Consider the following 19025-nt stretch of genomic DNA (forward strand, 5'->3'; position numbering starts at 1 on the left):
TTCGGTCCAGTCGCTATCGTGTGAGTGAGTCGCCGAGCGTCGCCACCATCACCGCTTTGATGGTGTGCATGCGGTTTTCCGCTTCGTCGAACACGATGGAGTGTGCGGATTCGAAAACGTCTTCCGTCACTTCCAGCCCTTTCAGGCCGTAGGCGGCTTCAATTTCACGACCCACTTTGGTGTGTTCGTTATGGAAGGCGGGCAGGCAGTGCATGAACTTCACGTTGGGGTTGCCGGTGGCGTCGATGACCTTCTGGTTGATCTGGTACGGCGTCATCAGGCTGACGCGCTCAGCCCAGGCCTCTTTCGGTTCACCCATGGAGACCCAGACGTCGGTGTACAGAAAATCAACGTCGTAGACGCCTTCTTCCACATCGTCCGTCAGCGTGATGCGTGCCCCGGTGGTGCTGGCGATGCTGCGGCATTGCGCAACCAGCGCTTCATCTGGCCAGAAGGATTTTGGCGCGACGAGGCGAATATCCATGCCCATCTTCGCGGCGCCGACCATCAGGGAATTGCCCATGTTGTTGCGCGCATCGCCAAGGTAGGCGAAGCTCAGTTCGGGCAGCGTTTTCCCCGGCGCGTGCTCCAGCATGGTCATCAGATCCGCGAGGATCTGCGTGGGATGGAATTCGTCGGTCAGACCGTTCCACACCGGTACCCCGGCGTATTGCCCCAGTTCCTCAACGATCTGCTGACCGAACCCGCGGTATTCGATGCCGTCGTACATCCGACCCAGTACACGAGCGGTATCTTTCATCGACTCTTTATGACCGATCTGCGAGCCGCTTGGGCCGAGGTAAGTGACCTGCGCGCCCTGGTCGAATGCCCCAACTTCAAAGGCACAGCGGGTGCGGGTGGAGGTTTTTTCGAATATCAGCGCAATGTTTTTCCCGATCAGCGTTTGCTGTTCGCGCCCGGCTTTTTTCGCCGCTTTCAGTTCAATCGCCAGATCGATAAGGAACTGGATCTCCGCTGGCGCAAAGTCGAGAAGTTTCAAAAAGTTTCTATTTTTCAGTGAAATAGCCATCAATGTATCCTTGTTAAAATGAACTACCTGATGACGCTGCGCTTATCAGGCCTACGGACGTGAATCGGTGTAGGCCGGATAAGGCGAGGCCGCCATCCGGCAAAAAAGCCTTAAGCGTCAACATCGGCGGTTTCGCGCCGAATCAGGGTGCCTTTATCGCCGGCGAGAATGGCCGGGCCATCGGCCAGCGAACCGATGCCCGCAATGCCGTGGCAGCAGCTGACAAAGTCGGCGCAGGCGCTGACTTTTGGCCCCATCGAACCGGCGTCAAATTGCATTTCGCTTAAGCGTTCCGGTGTCACCTGTGCCAGCGGACGCTGGGTCGGTTTGCCCCAGTCGAGGTACACCGCGTCGGCATCGGTCAGGATCAGCAGCGCGTCAGCGTGGATCTGGCTGGCGAGCAGCGCGGCGGAAAGGTCTTTGTCGATCACCGCTTCCAGGCCGTGGTAACCGTCTGCTTTCTCGACGACCGGCACACCGCCACCGCCGTTACAGATGACCAGATGATCGCGGGCGAGCAGCGCCTGGATGGCGTCGCTCTCTACGATGCGTTTTGGCTGTGGTGAAGGCACCACACGGCGGAACGCTTTGCCATCCGCTTTGAAGACCCAACCTTTTTCAGCCTGCAACGCGTCGGCCTGGGCAGGGTCATAAACCGGACCGATATACTTGGTCGGGTTATGAAAGGCCGGATCGTCAGGGGCCACTTCCACCTGCGTGAGCAGGACACTGATTTCGCGCTGCGGCAGTTGGTTCTTCAGCGCCTGTTGCAGCATGTAGCCGATCATTCCCTGGCTTTCTGCCCCGAGAATGTCCAGCGGGTAGGGGGTGACGCGGTCGTAGGCGCTGTTTTGCAATGCCAGCAGGCCCACCTGCGGCCCGTTGCCGTGAACCAGCACCACCCGCCATTGCTGTGTGAGTTGGGCGATGGTTTTCGCCGCCAGGACGATGTTCTTGCGCTGGATGTCGGCTTCCAGCGGTTCGCCGCGCTTGAGCAACGCATTGCCGCCGAGGGCAACAACCAGAGTCGGTTTGTTTTGCATGGTGGGTTCCTTAAATGCCATCGCGTTCCAGTGGGCAACTCATGCAGCGTGCGCCGCCGCGTCCGCGCCCCAGTTCATCGCCAGGGATTGGCAGCACGGTGATGCCGGCTTTGTCATATTTCTCGTTGGTCCAGATGTTGCGCTCGTAGCCCACGACGACGCCGGGGCGCAGCGTGAGAACGTTGTTGGCGTCGTTCCACTGTTCACGCTCGGCTTCAAAGGCGTCGCCGCCGGTGGTAATCAGACGCACCTGATCGATGCCGAGCGCTTTCTCAATGGCGTTAATCAACGTGCGTTCTTCGGTACGTTTCAGGCCGCCGCGCCCGTCTGGCGTTAAGGTCCAGCACTGCACGTCCTGGCGCACCACTTCCGGGTAGACGGAGAAGGTGTCGATATCGATGTGGGTCATGACGGTGTCGAGGTGCATACAGGAGCGGTGTTTGGGAAGCTCAACGGCAATCACCCGTTCGGCCTGACGATGGTTAAAAAGCGACTGGGCAAGGAACTCAATTCCCTGCGGCGTCGTGCGTTCAGACATGCCGATTAGCACCGCACCGCGCCCGATGACCAGCACATCGCCGCCTTCTAAGGTGGCATGGTCGTAATTGATATTCTCGTCGCCGAAATATTTAATAAAATCGCCGTCAGCAAATTGCGGATGCCAGCGATAGATGGCCCGCAGATTATTCGTTTCACGCTGGCGAGCCGGTTTGGCCATTGGGTTAATGGATACGCCGTTATATATCCAGCAGGAGGTATCGCGGGTAAATAAATGGTTTGGCAATGGCTTCATAATAAAGTCATTAATATCGTGGGTATCCACCACCATATTTTTAATTGAGGCGGGAATTTCACCGTAGGTGAGTCCGCCGCTTAAATGACGGGCCAGTTCCCGGTGCGGCATATCGGCCAGCCAGGCGCGGATGTCGGTGGCGAAAGTCGGGCCAAGTCGGTAATCCGAGATTTGCGTTTCCAGTAGCCAGCTTTTGGCATCCGCGATATCCAGAGTTTGTGTCAGTAAATCAGTCAGTAACAGAACTTCGATACCCTGCTCGCGTAACGTGTTGGCGAAAATATCATGCTCTTCACCTGCACGTTCGACGGACAGTACGTCATCAAACAGCAGCTCCTGGCAGTTAGACGGCGTGAGGCGTTTCAGGCTGAGATTAGGGCGATGCAACATCACACTGCGTAGTTGGCCGATTTCAGAACCGACATAATGTTTTTCCATTACGATACCTTTCACTCTATTTCAGGAATAAAAAGGGGGTGGCTGCGAATAATGAAAATGCTCGCAGTCATAACTGTTCCGATATTTTTCGAGAGGCATCATTGAATTATTTAGAAGTCAGGAATGTGATGAGTTTCACATCCATTCGGTTATTTGTTTTTTCTTAATTAATATATGACGGAGGTCTGAGAAATAACAAAAATAAAAAGTCTTTACCTGAATTACTACGCATTTATACGTCAGATTATTCTTTTGTGTTAATTGTTTGTTGGCTAAAGCAAAGAATGATGACAATGTAACATCATGATTTTTATAGACTAATAATAATTTACTGCATAGATATGCGTATTGTGAATTATATTATTTTCGCTATAAAGTAAATTGAGCAATAAATATGGCGATTGTCATTGATTAAGCAGTGGAAATGAATTGTGATCGACTAATGGTTTTTCTTGTAAACCATTATATTTCAATAGCTTGATAGCATTGTCTATTGGGTGTGTTTACATTTTATGCATTAAAGATGCATAGATCGCTGTTTAGCGTTAACAGACAGTCAACAACTTCAGCGATAAACATGCGCTGACGCAAAACTTTGCATGATAGCGATGGCACGCTCGGGTTTTTTTACGTATAACAACTAAAATTGAAACGATGTTTTGAATGAGGGGTATGAGATGATCGTTGGTAATATTCACCATCTGCAATCCTGGCTTCCTGAAGAACTCCGCCAGGCGATTGAGTACATTAAGGCAAACGTCACCGAGGCGACGGAGAAGGGGAAACATGAGATTGACGGTAGCCGTCTGTTCTACCTGATTTCTGAAGATATGACCGAACCGTTCGAGAAGCGTCGTGCGGAGTATCACGCGCGCTATCTGGATATTCAGATCGTGCTGAAAGGGCAGGAAGGAATGACCTTCAGCGTACTGCCTGCCGGTAAACCGGATACCGACTGGCTGGCTGATAAAGACATCGCCTTTTTAGCGGAAGGGGAGCAGGAGAAAACGTTGATCCTGAATGAAGGTGACTTTGTCGTCTTTTATCCGCAAGAAGTGCACAAACCGCTGTGCGCCGTCGGCACGCCTGCACCGGTGCGTAAAGCGGTGGTTAAACTGCTGGTGGCTTAAACAGAAAGGCAGGCATTGCGCAGCCGCTCCGTGAATCGGAGCGGCTGTCCTTTTTATGATTTATCCTGCATTCGTCCGTAACGATCCTTGCGTCTGCGCATACGGTAAAAATAATAAACTGCATTTATCTTCATTCAGATGTTAACCGAACGGTAAAAACGGTTTATTTCAGGCATTAATAGCGCACCGCGATCACATTATTTACTTATGTATTTAAATATATAACGGTGGCTTGATTTGAGTTAGTCGTTATATATTTAATTTTATATCGATATCGCCATAACTTCAGTCACAACATACCGTTAGCTGTAACCTTTCCTGTTAACTTTCAAAAACTCGATCAAAAGCACGTTTAACTCTTTCTGGTTAATAACACTTTTGTGTTACATCAATTCTTGTTGAAAAATCATCCAGCAAAATACATTACACAAAATTAAATATTAACTTTTGAATTAATTTCAGGGCAAGGTATGAATAAAAAATGGAAGTGGATAGCGGGTCTTGTATTCGTGGGCATTCTGCTGGGGGGAGCACTCGTGCTGTCATCTATGTGGATGATGCATAAAACGTCAGACACCTCGTTTTGTCTCTCCTGCCACACAATGCAAGCACCCTATGAAGAGTACCAGGGATCTGCGCACTTTATGAACCAAAAAGGTATCCGTGCGGAGTGCCGTGATTGCCACATTCCGCAATCGGGTATGGATTACCTGATCACCAAAGTTCGGGCCAGTAAGGATATCTGGCATGAGTTTGTCACCGGCAAAATTGATACACCGGAAAAATATGAGGCGCATCGCCTTGAGATGGCGGAGACCGTCTGGGAGCAGATGAAAGCCAACGATTCGGCGACCTGCCGCTCGTGCCATCAGTTTGACGCCATGGATCTTCAAAAGCAGAGTGCCGATGCACAGAAAATGCATGCGCTGGGTATTAAAGAAAAACAAACCTGTATTGATTGCCATAAAGGTATCGCGCACTTCCCGCCTGAAATCACCATTGACACCAAAGCGCATGATGCGCTGATGGAAAACGCACGCCAGACGCCGGTTGATGCGAAAGAAGTGTACCCCGTCGCGCCTGCCGCACTGGGTAACCTGGGCACAGTTTATCCGGCCACCAAACTGAACGTGGTGGGACATTCCGGCGATGCGCGGGAAGTGGAGATTATCGGTAGCCAAATGCAAGGCGCTGAACAGGTGATTTACTTCGCGGCGGGTCAGCGTTTGGTCCTTGCCACACTTACCGACGAAGGTCAAAAAGCGCTCAAAATCTCCAGCGACTGGGAAAAGGATCCCTACGGAAACGCATGGCGCAATGTGTCTCTACGCGCACCTCTGGCTGAACCCGCACTGAGTAAACCCGACGTGATCTGGGATTACGCCAAAACTCTCGACAAAACGTATTGTTCCGGATGTCATGCGCCGATTTCCTCCGAACATTACACCTTAAATGCCTGGCCTTCCGTAGCAAAAGGGATGGGCGCGAGAACGGATATTAGCGCCGAGGATTTAGACATCCTGACCCGCTGGTTCCAGTATCACGCCAAAGATTTTACCTCTAAGGAATAACTAACAATTACGATTAAAGGAAAACCTATGAACCTTACACGACGTAACTTTATTAAGTATGCTGGCGGTTCCGCTGGCGCGATGATGATTACCTCGGCAATCCCGATGCCAGCGTGGGCCGCAGACGCGCCGGGTAATGCCATCCTGACCGCAGGACGTTGGGGGGCGATGTACATCGACGTTAAAGACGGCAAAATTGTGTCGTCGCGCGGTGCGCTGGCGAAAACGATTCCCAACGATCTGCAAACTACCGCACCCGATCAGGCGCATACCCCGTGCCGTATTCAATCTCCGATGGTGCGTAAAGGTTTCCTCAATGCGCCGGGCAAACCGGATGGCAATCGTGGTAAAGACGAATTCGTCAAAGTGTCATGGGAAGACGCCCTGAAGCTCATCCACGAGCAGCACGCCCGTATCCGTGCCGAGCATGGCCCATCTTCCATTTTTGCGGGATCTTATGGCTGGCGCTCCAGTGGTGTGCTGCACAAAGCGCAGACGCTGCTGCAGCGTTACATGAGCATGGCGGGCGGCTATACCGGGCATACCGGCGACTACTCCACTGGCGCGGCGCAGGTGATCATGCCGCACGTCGTCGGCTCGGTAGAAGTTTACGAACAGCAAACGGCATGGCCGCTGATCCTCGAACATAGTCAGGTGGTAGTCCTGTGGGGTCTTAACCCACTGAACACCCTGAAAATTGCCTGGACCAGTACGGATGAGCAAGGCCTCGAGTACTTCAATAAACTGAAAGCGTCCGGCAAAACTGTTATCGCCATCGATCCGCAACGCTCAGAAACTATCGATTTCTTCGGTGATAAAGCACAGTGGATTGCGCCGAATATGGGTACCGACGTGGCGCTGATGTTAGGTATTGCGTCCGCGCTGGTAGAAAAAGGACTGCATGATAAAGCCTTCCTCGATAAATACACCACTGGCTATGGCGAATTCGAAGCGTATCTGACGGGTAAAAACGACAACACACCGAAAAATCCGGCCTGGGCCGAGAAAATTTGCGGCGTTCCGGCGAAGCAAATGGAAATTCTGGCGGAAATCTTTGCCAAGAATAAAACCATGCTGATGGCAGGCTGGGGCATTCAGCGTCAGCAGTATGGTGAACAGCGCCACTGGATGCTGGTTACCCTGGCGGCGATGCTCGGCCAGATTGGTACCGAGGGCGGCGGTTTTGGTTTCTCTTACCATTACTCTAACGGCGGCAACCCAACTCGCAGTGGCGGAGTGCTGTCGGCCATTTCAGCGACAATCGCAGGCAGCTCGTCTGCTGGCAACGACTGGGCAACCTCCGATGCGGTTGAAGCGTTCCCGGTTGCGCGTATCGTTGAAGCCCTGGAAAACCCCGGCGGCAAATATCAACATAACGGTAAGGAACAAACCTTCCCCGATCTGCGCATGATCTGGTGGGCCGGCGGTGGCAACTTCACTCATCATCAGGATACCAACCGCCTGGTAAAAGCCTGGCAAAAACCGGAACTGGTGGTGATCTCCGAGTGCTACTGGACGGCTGCCGCCAAGCACGCGGATATTGTTCTGCCAATCACCACATCGTTTGAACGTAACGATCTGACCATGACCGGCGACTACAGCAACCAGCATCTGGTGCCGATGAAACAAGCCATCCCGCCACAGTTCGAAGCACGCAATGATTTTGACGTGTTCGCGGATATGGCTGAGCTGCTGAAACCAGGCGGTAAAGCCGTTTATACCGAAGGCAAGAGCGAAATGGACTGGCTGCGCGAGTTCTACGACGTGGCACAGAAAGGCGCGCGTCAGCAGCGCGTCAATATGCCGCAGTTCACCGCCTTCTGGGAAGCGAACAAGCTGATCGAAATGCGTAAGAACCCGAAAGAAGAAGTTTTCGTGCGCTATGCCGATTTCCGCAAGGACCCGGTGATGAACCCGCTGGGTACGCCGAGCGGTAAAATCGAGATTTACTCGAAAACCATCGAAGGTTTCAACTATAAGGATTGCCCGGCGCATCCGACCTGGCTGGAACCAGACGAATGGGCTGGCAACGCTAAAGAGGGTGAACTGCAGCTGCTGACCGCGCACCCGGCGCACCGTTTACACAGTCAGCTTAACTATGCGTCGCTACGCAAACAGTATGCGGTGGCCAACCGCGAGCCGTTATACATCCATCCAGAAGATGCGAAAAAACGTGGCATTGCCGACGGCGATTTGGTGCGTGTCTGGAACACGCGTGGACAGGTGTTAACCGGCGCGAAGGTTACTGATGGCATCAAGCAAGGTGTGGTATGTATCCATGAAGGCGCATGGCCGGATCTGGATTACGCAGGTACCGGGATCTGTAAAAACGGTGGAGCTAACGTGCTTACCAAAGACATCCCGACCTCGCGTCTGGCGAATGGCTGCGCGGGCAACACTGCGCTGGTGATGGCGGAGAAATACACCGGACCGGAGCTGGAACTTACCGCATTTACGCCGCCAATGGGCGCATAATTCACGGTTGTAATACTGGGCGAAAACGGTGATTTTCGCCTCAGACAGGTGATGAACCCCACAGTGTTATGTGGGGTTTTTGTTTGCGAACAATATTACTGCGCCAGCGTCGCCACCATCACTGCTTTAATGGTGTGCATCCGGTTTTCAGCCTGGTCAAACACAATACTGGCCGGGGATTCAAACACCTCATCGGTGACTTCCATTCCGCCGTGCAGACCAAATTCCTCCGCCATTTTTTTACCGAGCGTGGTCTGATCGTCATGAAATGCGGGCAGGCAGTGCAGAAACTTCACCTGCGGATTCCCGGAAAGCGCCATCATTTGGCTGTTGACCTGATAGTCGCGCAGCATGGCGATACGTTCCGCCCACATCTCTTTCGGTTCGCCCATCGACACCCAGACATCGGTGTAGATAAAGTCCGCCCCTTTCACGCCCGCCGCGATATCTTCGGTAAGCGTAATGTTACCGCCATTTTTCTTCGCCATTGCGCTGCATTCTGCGACCAGCGACGCTTCCGGCCAGCAGCTTTTGGGGGCCACCAGACGCAGGTCCAGCCCGGTGAGCGCGGCGGCTTCCAGCATTGAGTTACCCATGTTATTGCGCGCATCGCCCGCGTAAACCAGCGTCATCTCGTTAAACGCCTTACCTGGTAGATGTTCCTGCATCGTCAGCAGGTCAGCCAGTAATTGCGTAGGATGGAACTCGTTGGTCAACCCATTCCATACCGGTACACCGGCATATTCGGCCAGCGTTTCGACTACTTCCTGACCGTAACCGCGATACTGAATGCCGTCATACATCCGGCCCAGCACGCGAGCGGTGTCTTTAATTGACTCTTTATGCCCAATCTGGCTGCCGCTGGAACCGAGATAAGTGACGCGAGCCCCCTGGTCGTAAGCGGCAACTTCGAAAGAGCATCGTGTACGGGTCGAGTCTTTTTCGAAGATGAGCGCGATGTTTTTGCCAGTAAGCTTTTGTTCTTCTTTGCCATTTTTCTTATCAGCTTTCAGTTTTGCGGCAAGTTGGACGAGTGCGGTGAGTTCAGCAGGGGTGAAATCGAGTAACTTTAAAAAATGCTTCTGATAAAAACCTGACATAGTTCCCTCCTATGGCGAATGCCATCTATTGAATTAAAATTCAATTTATATGGATGATTATGCATTTGCAACCCCGTTTCACAAATCTTTTCTGGAAAGGTGGAGGCAATGACGGCGGTATGTGACAATAAGAGTATCGGCAGGACATTATGAGGAACGAGCCATGGCAAACCCGGAACTACTGGAAGAGCAGCGTGAAGAGACGCGCCTGATTATTGAAGAATTACTGGATGATGGTAGCGACCCGGACGCGCTGTACACCATCGAACACCACCTTTCCGCAGACGATTTCGAAACCCTGGAAAAAGCGGCGGTAGAAGCGTTTAAACTCGGCTACGAAGTCACTGAGCCAGAAGAGCTGGAAGTCGAAGAAGGCGACACTGTGATTTGCTGCGATATCCTCAGTGAATGTGCGCTGAAAGCTGACCTTATCGACGCGCAGGTTGAACAGTTGATGAACCTGGCCGAGAAATATGACGTCGAATACGACGGCTGGGGCACCTACTTTGAAGATCCGAACGGTGAAGACGGTGAAGAGGGCGACGACGAAGACTACGTCGACGAAGATGACGACGGCGTGCGTCACTAAGATTACCAGGCGTTAAAAAGTACGGCAGCGCCTGCTGTCGTACTCTTCCAACAGGTTACTCATGAACTACCCGCAAATACTTTCTCCGGTGCTTAACTTTCTGCACTGTCCGACCCCGCAGGCATGGATTGACCAGGCGCGCGATCCGCAAAACCTCCCTCTGCTGCTCACCGATCATCTGATATGCGAACTCAAGGCGGCGCAAACGGCGATGCTATTGGTGCGTAAGTATGTAGCGGATAAACCGGGTGCGGATGCGCTGCTCGCCTGGCTACAGCCGTATGAAGCCTTTGCCTTCCGGGAAGGGCCGGAACCGGACTTTGTTGCGCTCCATAAACAGATTGGTAAAAGCGTGATGCCGGAAACAGACGATCCGTGGGGCCGCCAGCTTATCGACAGCATGGTGTTGTTGATAAAGGAAGAATTGCACCATTTCTGGCAGGTGCGCGAAGCGATGCAGGCCCGCAACATTCCTTACGTGAAGATCACAGCCAGTCGCTACGCGAAAGGGATGCTGAAAGCGGTACGCACGCACGAGCCGCTGACGCTGATTGATAAGCTGATTTGCGGTGCTTACATCGAAGCGCGCTCCTGTGAACGCTTCGCCGCGCTGGCTCCGTTTCTCGATGACGATCTGCAAAAGTTCTATCTGTCGCTGCTGCGATCCGAAGCGCGCCACTATCAGGACTATCTGGCGCTGGCGCAACAGGTTTCGCAGGAAGATATTTCTCCCCGCGTCCGCTATTTTGGCGACGTGGAAGCGGCGCTGATCGTCTCGCCGGACAACGAGTTTCGCTTTCACAGCGGTGTCCCCGTCGCCTCTTAATTTCGGTAGTTCTGCCCGCCGCAAGGTGACATCCCGACGTGGGCAGTGAAAAATGTCTCTTTTTCAGGGCAAGGAATACCAATACCGATGAACTGGACACATGTACTTCTCGCAGGCTACGTCGGCGCGGTCATCGCCGCGGTGATAGGGCTCATGCGTAAAAAAGGCTGGGTGGGGAAGGCTTCTGGCGCGGTGCTGATGATTGTGGCGATCGTCGCGTGGAACCTGTTTGACGTGCACTACCTGATCCCGCGAGAAAAAGCGGCGTCCGGTCAGACGGAAGAGCAGCAGTTTGATGCCGCGCTACTGCAAATGCCGACGTTTCAGGTACTGAAGGAACAGGAGCCGGCATTTTGGGTCCATCTTCGCACCCAGGCGCTGCAGCTGAAAAATGAAGGCAAAACCGAACAACAAATAATCGATACCATTCAACCGCAGGTGCTGCAAATTCAGATGTCGCGTTTACAGCAGGCGCCGGACAGTAATGTCATTGACTATATGAAGATCAATCTCGAACAGACTGCGGCGGTGCAGAAAAAAGGCGACGATGAGTGTTTCCGCTTTCTCTTCCCGCAGGTCAAAGGCGGCATTAACCCGACGCGTCTGATCTCACCGGATATTCTGAAACGGCGTATGGAAGGCGATGCGGCGATGATGCGAGCGGCATACGGTCCTAATAAACACACGGTAACCGACACCGAGAAGCAGCAGGCCATGCAGGATCTGCAAAGCGTCGTACCAGTACTGGTGCAGCGCTACGGGCAGGATGTTCAGCTTATGGCTGAGCCGGAGAAGGGGATCGGGAAAGAAAAGGTCGTCTGCAATCTGGTGCAGGATATGTGGACGGAAGTGCTGAAATTGCCAGCCGCGCAGGCCGCTGGCGTGATTCGACTTTCGGTATCGCCTGAGATGCAATAGTCGGTATTACAGGGGTTTGAGCATCCGCACTTCGCAATCGACGTGCCCGGTGCAGCCAAGCGGTTCGCTGATATGCTCAAACCCTAAATGTTCGTACAGACCAATCGCCTCGCGTAAAAAGGCGGTCGTTTCCAGATAGCAATGTTTAAATCCCAGCGCGCGGGCGTGATCCATCGCCATCAGCGCCAGCTTTTTCGCCATGCCTTGTCCGCGAGCCACGGGCAAAAAGTACATTTTTTGCAGTTCGCAAATATCGGGTTCGCTACAGGTTAACGGCGCAATTCCGCCGCCCCCCACCACTTCGCCATTACGCTCCACCACCCAATATGCATGTCCTGGTTGCGAGTAGAGCTGATACAGCTCATCAAGATTTGGATCGGCAACGGTATAGCCTTTATCAGCGGTAAGGCCATATTCGGCGGAAACCTGACGGATAACGGCAGCGATGACCTGGTTATCCCTGGCCGTCAGGCGACGTAACGTGAGCGCGTCAAAAACATTCATTTTACTACCCGGTTAAACAATACTAATAATTTGAACTAATAGCATCCCCGGCCAGGTGATGCAAGCACCTTATAACATAGCGGGTGGATGTTATTTATGCAGATAATAAGGTAATATCTCTATTGGCTGGTATTTCTATTGCCTGCTAATAATGTGTATTTTTAAGGATGATTAACGACAGGGATTTATTATGCAGGAATATCTTATAAAAGAAGAGGCGCCATCACACGCTTTTGAATTTCGTGGCGATGGCGGAAGTTATTTTCTTATTTGTCTGGTCAATTCGTTGCTGGTACTGGTGACATTAGGAATTTACCTGCCGTGGGCATTAATGAAATGCCGTCGCTATATTTATTCCAATATGACCTTAAATGGACAGCCGTTTAGCTGGAAGGTGACAGGTGGCGATGTGTTCCTGAGCTGGTTTATGCTGCTGGTGATTTATATTGCAGGCATGACATTGATAAGCATGGAATATTTTGTCATTGGCGCGGCCTTACTGGCAGCACTGATCTTAGCAATACCTGTCCTGGTGATGAAAAATCTGCAATATCAGGCAGTAAAGACCTCGTTAAATAGTATCCGTTTTGGTTTTCGTTTCTCTGCGCTTAAGGCATTCTGGAATATTCTGTGTCTGCCCATGCTGTTGCTTATGGCGCTGGGGGTGGTGATATTTTGCCTGCTACAGGTGTGTCCAACAGAAAGCCCGGGAGAAGTGATTTTCACGGTAATCGTGCTGGGGCTGACGGGCCTTGCCGGCGTGGGAATGGTCAGCGGGGTGACGTACAGTCGGTTGATGAGGATGGTGGGGGATGGCGGCCGCTTTGGTGTCCACGCATTCTCTGTGCAGATAAATGTCTGGCATTGTATTAAATCCGCGATTCTGGCCATGGCAGCGCTGCTGCCTTTTCTCGCCGTGGTCGGTTTTATCGCGATTGCGCTGTTTAAATCGATATACGAACTCGATGTGACGGGGATGGCGGAAGAGGAAATTGAAGCGTTAATCCTCATCGAATATCAACGACAGATTGTGATAAGCCAGATTATCTATTATCTGGGCATTGCCATTTCAATGAGTTATTTGATCGTGGCGTTTCGTAATCACTTTCTGAATAACCTGCAACTCGCCGACGGACACATTCGTTTTCGTTCCACGCTGACTTTCCATGGCATGGTTTATCGCCTGGGGGGGTTATATGTGATTTCTGCTATCACTGGAGGGCTGGCGTATCCGCTGCTGCGCATGTGGCTGATTACCTGGCTGGCGAAAAATACGTACGTGGTGGGCGATCTCGATACGTTACCACTTGCTGACAGCGATGAACGCGTGGACAACGGTCTGGTATCGCGACTCTCACGCGGCGTGATGCCGACGCTCAATTTTATGTAGTAATAAAAAAGGCCGGAGCAAGCTCCGGCCTTTATACATTATCGCTTTCCGCGATTACAGCGCGGCGATAACCGCCTGCTGCTCAATCAGTTTCGCTTTCGCCTCGGCATAACCTTCCAGCTTCTCACGCTCTTTGGCGATCACCGCTTCCGGCGCACGCGCCACAAAGCCTTCGTTAGCGAGTTTGTTTTCGATACGGCTAATTTCGCCTTCGATTTTCGCCACTTCTTTCGCCAGACGCGCCAGTTCATCGTCTTTATTGATGAGACCCGCCATCGGGATCAGCAGTTCGGCACCGTCGATGATTTTAGTCACGGAGACCGGACCCTTATCATCAGCAGGCAGTACGGTGATGCTTTCCAGACGCGCCAGGTTCAGCAGGAAGCTACGGTTGTCGTTTACGCGACGCATCGCGTCATCGCTGCAACCTCGCAGCAGCAGCTCAAGCGGTTTGCCCGGCGCAATGTTCATTTCCGCACGGATGTTACGTACGGCAACGATCGCCTGCTTCAGCCATTCGGTGTCCGCGAGTGCGGCTTCATCAACCTGTGCGGCGTTATATTCCGGGAACGGCTGCAGCATGATGGTGTCAGCGGTAATGCCGGCAATCACTTTCACACGCTGCCAGATGGTTTCGGTGATGAACGGGATGATCGGGTGCGCCAGGCGCAGCAGACCTTCCAGCACGGTCACCAGCGTATGGCGGGTGCCACGCAGTTCAGCTTCCGTTCCGCCGGTCATGACCGGTTTGGTCAGCTCCAGGTACCAGTCACAGAACTGGTTCCAGGTAAACTCATACAGAATGCCCGCGGCGATATCGAAGCGGAAGTTATCCAGTGCTTCACGGTACGCTTTGGTGGTCTGGTTGAATTCCGCGAGGATCCAGCGGTCCGCCAGCGACAGAGTCATCTCGCCGCCGTTGAATCCGCAATCCTGTTCTTCGGTGTTCATCAGCACAAAACGGCTGGCGTTCCACAGCTTGTTACAGAAGTTACGATAACCTTCCAGACGCTTCATGTCCCAGTTGATGTCGCGACCGGTCGAAGCCAGCGCGGCGAGGGTGAAACGCAGGGCATCGGTACCGTGCGGCTCGATACCTTCCGGGAACTGTTTTTCGGTACGTTTGGCAATTTTTTCAGCCAGTTGTGGCTGCATCATGTTGCCGGTACGTTTTTCCAGCAGCTCCGGTAACGAAATACCGTCGACCATATCCAGCGGGTCAATTACGTTACCCTTGGACTTGGACATCTTCTGGCCTTCGTCGTCGCGGATCAGACCGGTCATGTAGACGGTTTTGAACGGAACCTGCGGCTTGCCATTTTCATCTTTGATGAAGTGCATGGTCATCATGATCATGCGGGCAATCCAGAAGAAGATGATGTCGAAGCCGGAAACCATCACGCTTGTCGGGTGGAACTGACGCAGCGCGTCGGTGTTTTCCGGCCAGCCGAGGGTGGAGAAGGTCCACAACGCGGAGGAGAACCAGGTATCCAGCACGTCGTCGTCCTGACGCAGGGCAACGTCTGCGCTCAGGTTGTTTTCCTTACGCACTTCGTCTTCGTTGCGACCCACATAGACGTTACCGTCGTTGTCGTACCATGCCGGAATACGGTGACCCCACCACAGCTGACGGGAAATACACCAGTCCTGAATATCGCGCATCCAGGAGAAATACATGTTTTCGTACTGCTTCGGCACGAACTGAATGTCGCCGTTCTCAACGGCTTCTACCGCCGGTTTTGCCAGCACATCGGCACGGACGTACCACTGGTCGGTCAGCATCGGTTCGATGACCACGCCGCCACGGTCGCCGTAAGGGACGGTCAGGTCGTGCGGTTTAATTTCTTCCAGCAGGCCCTGCGCGTCGATCGCCGCAACCACCGCTTTACGTGCGGCAAAGCGCTCCAGTTTCTGGAATTCCGTCGGAATTTCGTTGGAGTAGACGTCGGACTCATTGCCTTTGGTGTCGTACACTTCCGCCGTTTCGCGGATATCGCCATCAAAGGTGAAGATGTTGATCATTGGCAGGGCATGACGACGACCGACTTCGTAGTCGTTAAAGTCGTGCGCCGGGGTGATTTTCACGCAGCCGGTGCCTTTTTCCATGTCGGCGTGTTCATCACCAACGATCGGAATACGGCGGTTCACCAGCGGCAACACCACGAATTTGCCAATCAGATCTTTATAACGCGGATCTTCCGGGTTAACGGCTACGCCGGTATCGCCCAGCAGGGTTTCCGGACGAGTGGTCGCCACCACCAGGTAATCTTTGCCGTCAGCCGTTTTTGCGCCATCTGCCAGCGGGTAGCGGATGTGCCACATCGAGCCTTTAGACTCGCGGTTTTCCACTTCCAGATCGGAAATGGCGGTGCGCAGTTTTGGATCCCAGTTCACCAGGCGTTTGCCACGGTAAATCAGATCTTCTTTGTACAGGCGGACAAAGACTTCTTTCACGGCATTGGAAAGACCTTCGTCCATGGTGAAGCGCTCGCGCTCCCAGTCCACGGAGTTGCCTAGACGACGCATCTGACGGGTGATGGTGCCGCCGGATTCCGCTTTCCACTGCCAGATTTTATCGATAAAGGCATCGCGACCGTAGTCGTGGCGGGTTTTTCCTTCTTCAGCAGCAATTTTACGCTCAACCACCATCTGGGTCGCGATACCGGCGTGATCGGTCCCGACCTGCCACAGGGTATTTTTCCCCTGCATGCGCTGATAGCGGATCAGCGTATCCATGATGGTTTGCTGGAAAGCATGACCCATATGCAAACTGCCGGTGACGTTCGGCGGCGGGATCATGATGCAGAAGGACTCTTTGCTTTCATCGCCGTTAGGCTTGAAATAGCCCTGCTTTTCCCAGTGCTCGTAAAGCGGCTGTTCGATATCTTGGGGGTTGTATGTCTTTTCCATTATTTCCAGGTTGCCGTATTCAGGTTAAAACCAGCCACGCGGTAGGCTTTGTAGCGTTCGCGTGCCGATTGTTTCAGAGAATCTTCGTAAGGGACGAAGTCTATCACTTCTGTGAAAGCGGTGGCAAAATCTGCAAAGCCAACGCGCAGGCTGATGAGCAGATCGCGCGGACTGCTGTTGCGTTTTTCCGGCCAGGCGATTTCTACCGGCGCACCGCCGCGCGGCCCTTCACCGGCCAGATTGTGCGGGACGAAACGGTCAGCCGGTCTGGCCCATAGCGCCTCATCCAGGCGAATCGCCTGTTTTTCGTCTTCGCAGGCAATCAACACGCGTTTGCCGCTGCGCCAACGTTCTGCGGCAATCTCACACACCAGTTGCTCGACGGCGCTAAGGCCATCGTGTTGTGTGTCGTTGTCCAGAAGATAGAACGTTGCGTTTCTCATGATATGGGGCTTCTTGTGGTGGATTTAAATGCGTTGTCTTCTTGCACACCGTAGGCCGGATAAGCGCTGCGCTTATCCGGCCTACGGGGCAATTTCAAACTTACTCTTCGCCAGAAAAACCGGCACGATTGAGCAGGAACTGCGACAACAGCGCCACCGGACGACCGGTTGCGCCTTTGGCTTTCCCGGAACGCCATGCGGTACCGGCGATGTCGAGGTGCGCCCAGTTGTACTTGCGGGTAAAGCGCGACAGGAAACAGCCTGCGGTGATTGCGCCGCCAGGACGGCCGCCGATATTCGCCATATCCGCGAAGTTGGATTCCAGCTGTTCCTGATACTCATCACCCAGCGGTAGACGCCATGCGCGGTCGCCCGCTTGTTCGGACGCGCCAATCAGCTCGTGCGCCAGCGGGTTATGGTTCGACATCAGACCGGTAATGTGGTGGCCCAGCGCAATCACACAGGCGCCCGTCAGGGTCGCCACGTCGATAACCGCTTCTGGCTCGAAACGCTCAACGTAGGTTAAGACGTCGCAGAGTACCAGACGGCCTTCGGCATCGGTGTTCAGCACTTCAACCGTCTGACCGGACATGGTCGTCAGCACGTCGCCAGGACGATAGGCGCGACCACCAGGCATGTTTTCACAGCCTGCCAGCACGCCGATGACGTTGATTGGCAACTGAAGCTCCGCCACCATGCGCATAACGCCATACACTGCCGCCGCACCGCACATGTCGTACTTCATCTCGTCCATGCCTTCAGCTGGCTTGATGGAGATACCGCCGGAGTCAAAGGTGAGCCCTTTACCGACTAACACAATCGGACGCACGTCTTCGGACGGACTGCCTTTGTACTCAATCACTGACATCAGCGATTCATTCTGCGAACCGTGACCGACGGCGAGGTAAGCGTGCATTCCCAGCTCTTTCATCTGCTGTTCGCCGATGACGCGGGTGACCACATTCTTGCTGTAGCTGTCAGCTAACTGGCGCGCCTGAGAGGCTAAATAGGCGGCGTTACAGATGTTCGGCGGCATGTTGCCGAGATCTTTCGCGGCCTTAATGCCGGCAGCAATGGCCAGACCGTGCTGAATCGCACGCTCGCCGCTGGTCAGCTCACGGCGGGTCGGCACATTGAAGACCATTTTACGCAGCGGGCGGCGCGGCTCGCTTTTGGTGGTTTTCAGTTGATCGAAGCTGTACAGCGTCTCTTTGGCCGTCTCGACAGCCTGACGCACTTTCCAGTAGTTGTTGCGGCCTTTGACGTGCAGTTCGGTCAGGAAGCAGACGGCTTCCATTGAGCCGGTATCATTCAGAGTGTTGATGGTTTTCTGAATCACCTGCTTATACTGACGTTCATCCAGCTCGCGTTCTTTGCCACAACCGATGAGGAGGATACGCTCGGACAGTACGTTGGGGACATGGTGTAACAACAGGGTCTGACCCGGTTTGCCTTCCAGTTCGCCACGACGCAACAGGGCACTGATGTACCCGTCGCTGATTTTATCGAGCTGTTCTGCAACCGGAGAAAGGCGGCGTGGTTCAAAGACGCCCACGACGATGCAGGCACTCCGCTGTTTCTCCGGGCTACCGCTTTTTACACTAAACTCCATGCACTACGCTCCTGAATCTTAAAGACAACGGCGGCGCCTGCGGTTAGAATTGCAAGCTTTCGTAACTCATATCCGCAGTTGCGGTGACTTCGTGTTAATCTTAACGTTATTACGGCATTGGCACATCAGAACGCGTTCTGAGTGGCGAATCCGCTGAGTATAATAATTTTAGCGACGATTTCGACGACTCAAGAGAATAAATGACGTTTAAGCCATGAAACAAGCTAAATTCCTGCAAAAGACGAGTTTTTAC

17 protein-coding genes are annotated in these 19025 nt (G+C 53.2%); 8 read left to right on the plus strand and 9 right to left on the minus strand.

Features of this window, described 5'->3' with window-relative positions:
• Positions 1 to 13: 13 nt before the first annotated feature.
• From argF (JTI98_RS07825) to arcA, 3 genes are all read right to left on the minus strand, one after another.
• On the minus strand, positions 14 to 1030 hold the full coding sequence (argF, locus tag JTI98_RS07825) for an ornithine carbamoyltransferase (RefSeq protein ID WP_192502139.1): 1017 nt from the start codon (positions 1028 to 1030) through the stop codon (positions 14 to 16).
• Between the two features lie 110 nt (positions 1031 to 1140).
• The gene (gene arcC / locus JTI98_RS07830) at positions 1141 to 2073 is read right to left on the minus strand and encodes a carbamate kinase (RefSeq protein WP_216082104.1); all 933 of its coding nucleotides are present in this window, start codon (positions 2071 to 2073) and stop codon (positions 1141 to 1143) included.
• Between the two features lie 10 nt (positions 2074 to 2083).
• The gene (gene arcA / locus JTI98_RS07835; protein WP_044328867.1) at positions 2084 to 3304 is read right to left on the minus strand and encodes an arginine deiminase; all 1221 of its coding nucleotides are present in this window, start codon (positions 3302 to 3304) and stop codon (positions 2084 to 2086) included.
• 677 nt (positions 3305 to 3981) lie between these two features.
• Between arcA and JTI98_RS07840 the strand changes: the two genes are divergently transcribed.
• The 3 genes from JTI98_RS07840 to JTI98_RS07850 all read left to right on the plus strand — a co-directional run bounded on the left by JTI98_RS07840 (position 3982) and on the right by JTI98_RS07850 (position 8480).
• A complete protein-coding gene (locus tag JTI98_RS07840) occupies positions 3982 to 4434 on the plus strand; it encodes a YhcH/YjgK/YiaL family protein (protein WP_042999246.1) in 453 nt (150 codons plus the stop codon).
• A 470-nt stretch (positions 4435 to 4904) separates the two neighbouring features.
• Positions 4905 to 6005: a NapC/NirT family cytochrome c gene (locus tag JTI98_RS07845; protein WP_042999247.1), complete on the plus strand. Its 1101-nt coding sequence runs from the start codon at positions 4905 to 4907 to the stop codon at positions 6003 to 6005.
• Positions 6006 to 6032: 27 nt separating this feature from the next.
• Positions 6033 to 8480 carry a molybdopterin guanine dinucleotide-containing S/N-oxide reductase gene (locus tag JTI98_RS07850; protein ID WP_216082105.1) on the plus strand — a complete coding sequence of 816 codons (2448 nt, stop codon included), beginning with the start codon at positions 6033 to 6035 and terminating at the stop codon, positions 8478 to 8480.
• A gap of 95 nt (positions 8481 to 8575) precedes the next feature.
• Here JTI98_RS07850 and argF (JTI98_RS07855) read toward each other — a convergent pair whose 3' ends face one another.
• Positions 8576 to 9580 carry an ornithine carbamoyltransferase gene (gene argF / locus JTI98_RS07855; RefSeq protein ID WP_044253254.1) on the minus strand — a complete coding sequence of 335 codons (1005 nt, stop codon included), beginning with the start codon at positions 9578 to 9580 and terminating at the stop codon, positions 8576 to 8578.
• A complete protein-coding gene (locus JTI98_RS21400; RefSeq protein ID WP_371192323.1) occupies positions 9550 to 9645 on the minus strand; it encodes a hypothetical protein in 96 nt (31 codons plus the stop codon). The genes argF (JTI98_RS07855) and JTI98_RS21400 overlap by 31 nt, the downstream gene beginning before the upstream one ends.
• Before the next feature lie 98 nt (positions 9646 to 9743).
• On the opposite strand from JTI98_RS21400, the gene rraB reads away from it, so the two are divergent.
• From rraB to JTI98_RS07870, 3 genes are all read left to right on the plus strand, one after another.
• Positions 9744 to 10169: a ribonuclease E inhibitor RraB gene (rraB, locus tag JTI98_RS07860; protein WP_042999249.1), complete on the plus strand. Its 426-nt coding sequence runs from the start codon at positions 9744 to 9746 to the stop codon at positions 10167 to 10169.
• A 61-nt stretch (positions 10170 to 10230) separates the two neighbouring features.
• On the plus strand, positions 10231 to 10995 hold the full coding sequence (gene miaE / locus JTI98_RS07865) for a tRNA isopentenyl-2-thiomethyl-A-37 hydroxylase MiaE (RefSeq protein WP_042999250.1): 765 nt from the start codon (positions 10231 to 10233) through the stop codon (positions 10993 to 10995).
• A gap of 87 nt (positions 10996 to 11082) precedes the next feature.
• Positions 11083 to 11913, plus strand: coding sequence for a hypothetical protein (locus JTI98_RS07870; RefSeq protein ID WP_044253257.1), 831 nt, complete (start codon positions 11083 to 11085; stop codon positions 11911 to 11913).
• A 6-nt stretch (positions 11914 to 11919) separates the two neighbouring features.
• Here JTI98_RS07870 and JTI98_RS07875 read toward each other — a convergent pair whose 3' ends face one another.
• The gene (locus tag JTI98_RS07875) at positions 11920 to 12417 is read right to left on the minus strand and encodes a GNAT family N-acetyltransferase (RefSeq protein ID WP_044253259.1); all 498 of its coding nucleotides are present in this window, start codon (positions 12415 to 12417) and stop codon (positions 11920 to 11922) included.
• 190 nt (positions 12418 to 12607) lie between these two features.
• On the opposite strand from JTI98_RS07875, the gene JTI98_RS07880 reads away from it, so the two are divergent.
• Positions 12608 to 13807, plus strand: coding sequence for a YjgN family protein (locus JTI98_RS07880; protein ID WP_044264655.1), 1200 nt, complete (start codon positions 12608 to 12610; stop codon positions 13805 to 13807).
• A gap of 54 nt (positions 13808 to 13861) precedes the next feature.
• Here the strand turns inward: JTI98_RS07880 and JTI98_RS07885 are convergent, their stop codons facing one another.
• The 3 genes from JTI98_RS07885 to pepA all read right to left on the minus strand — a co-directional run bounded on the left by JTI98_RS07885 (position 13862) and on the right by pepA (position 18772).
• Positions 13862 to 16717: a valine--tRNA ligase gene (locus tag JTI98_RS07885; protein ID WP_216082106.1), complete on the minus strand. Its 2856-nt coding sequence runs from the start codon at positions 16715 to 16717 to the stop codon at positions 13862 to 13864.
• Entirely contained in the window at positions 16717 to 17160 is a 444-nt protein-coding gene (holC, locus tag JTI98_RS07890; protein ID WP_042999255.1) for a DNA polymerase III subunit chi, read from the minus strand. Before holC ends, JTI98_RS07885 begins: the two co-directional genes overlap by 1 nt.
• Before the next feature lie 100 nt (positions 17161 to 17260).
• Positions 17261 to 18772, minus strand: coding sequence for a leucyl aminopeptidase (gene pepA / locus JTI98_RS07895; RefSeq protein WP_044253264.1), 1512 nt, complete (start codon positions 18770 to 18772; stop codon positions 17261 to 17263).
• A gap of 153 nt (positions 18773 to 18925) precedes the next feature.
• On the opposite strand from pepA, the gene ytgA reads away from it, so the two are divergent.
• Positions 18926 to 18976, plus strand: a complete 51-nt coding sequence (ytgA, locus tag JTI98_RS07900; RefSeq protein WP_211180521.1) for a protein YtgA — start codon at positions 18926 to 18928, stop codon at positions 18974 to 18976.
• The last annotated feature ends 49 nt before the right edge of the window (positions 18977 to 19025 follow it).

Origin of the sequence: Citrobacter sp. MGH 55, assembly GCF_016906145.1 — a bacterium.
GTDB classification, from domain to species: Bacteria; Pseudomonadota; Gammaproteobacteria; order Enterobacterales; family Enterobacteriaceae; genus Citrobacter_A; species Citrobacter_A amalonaticus.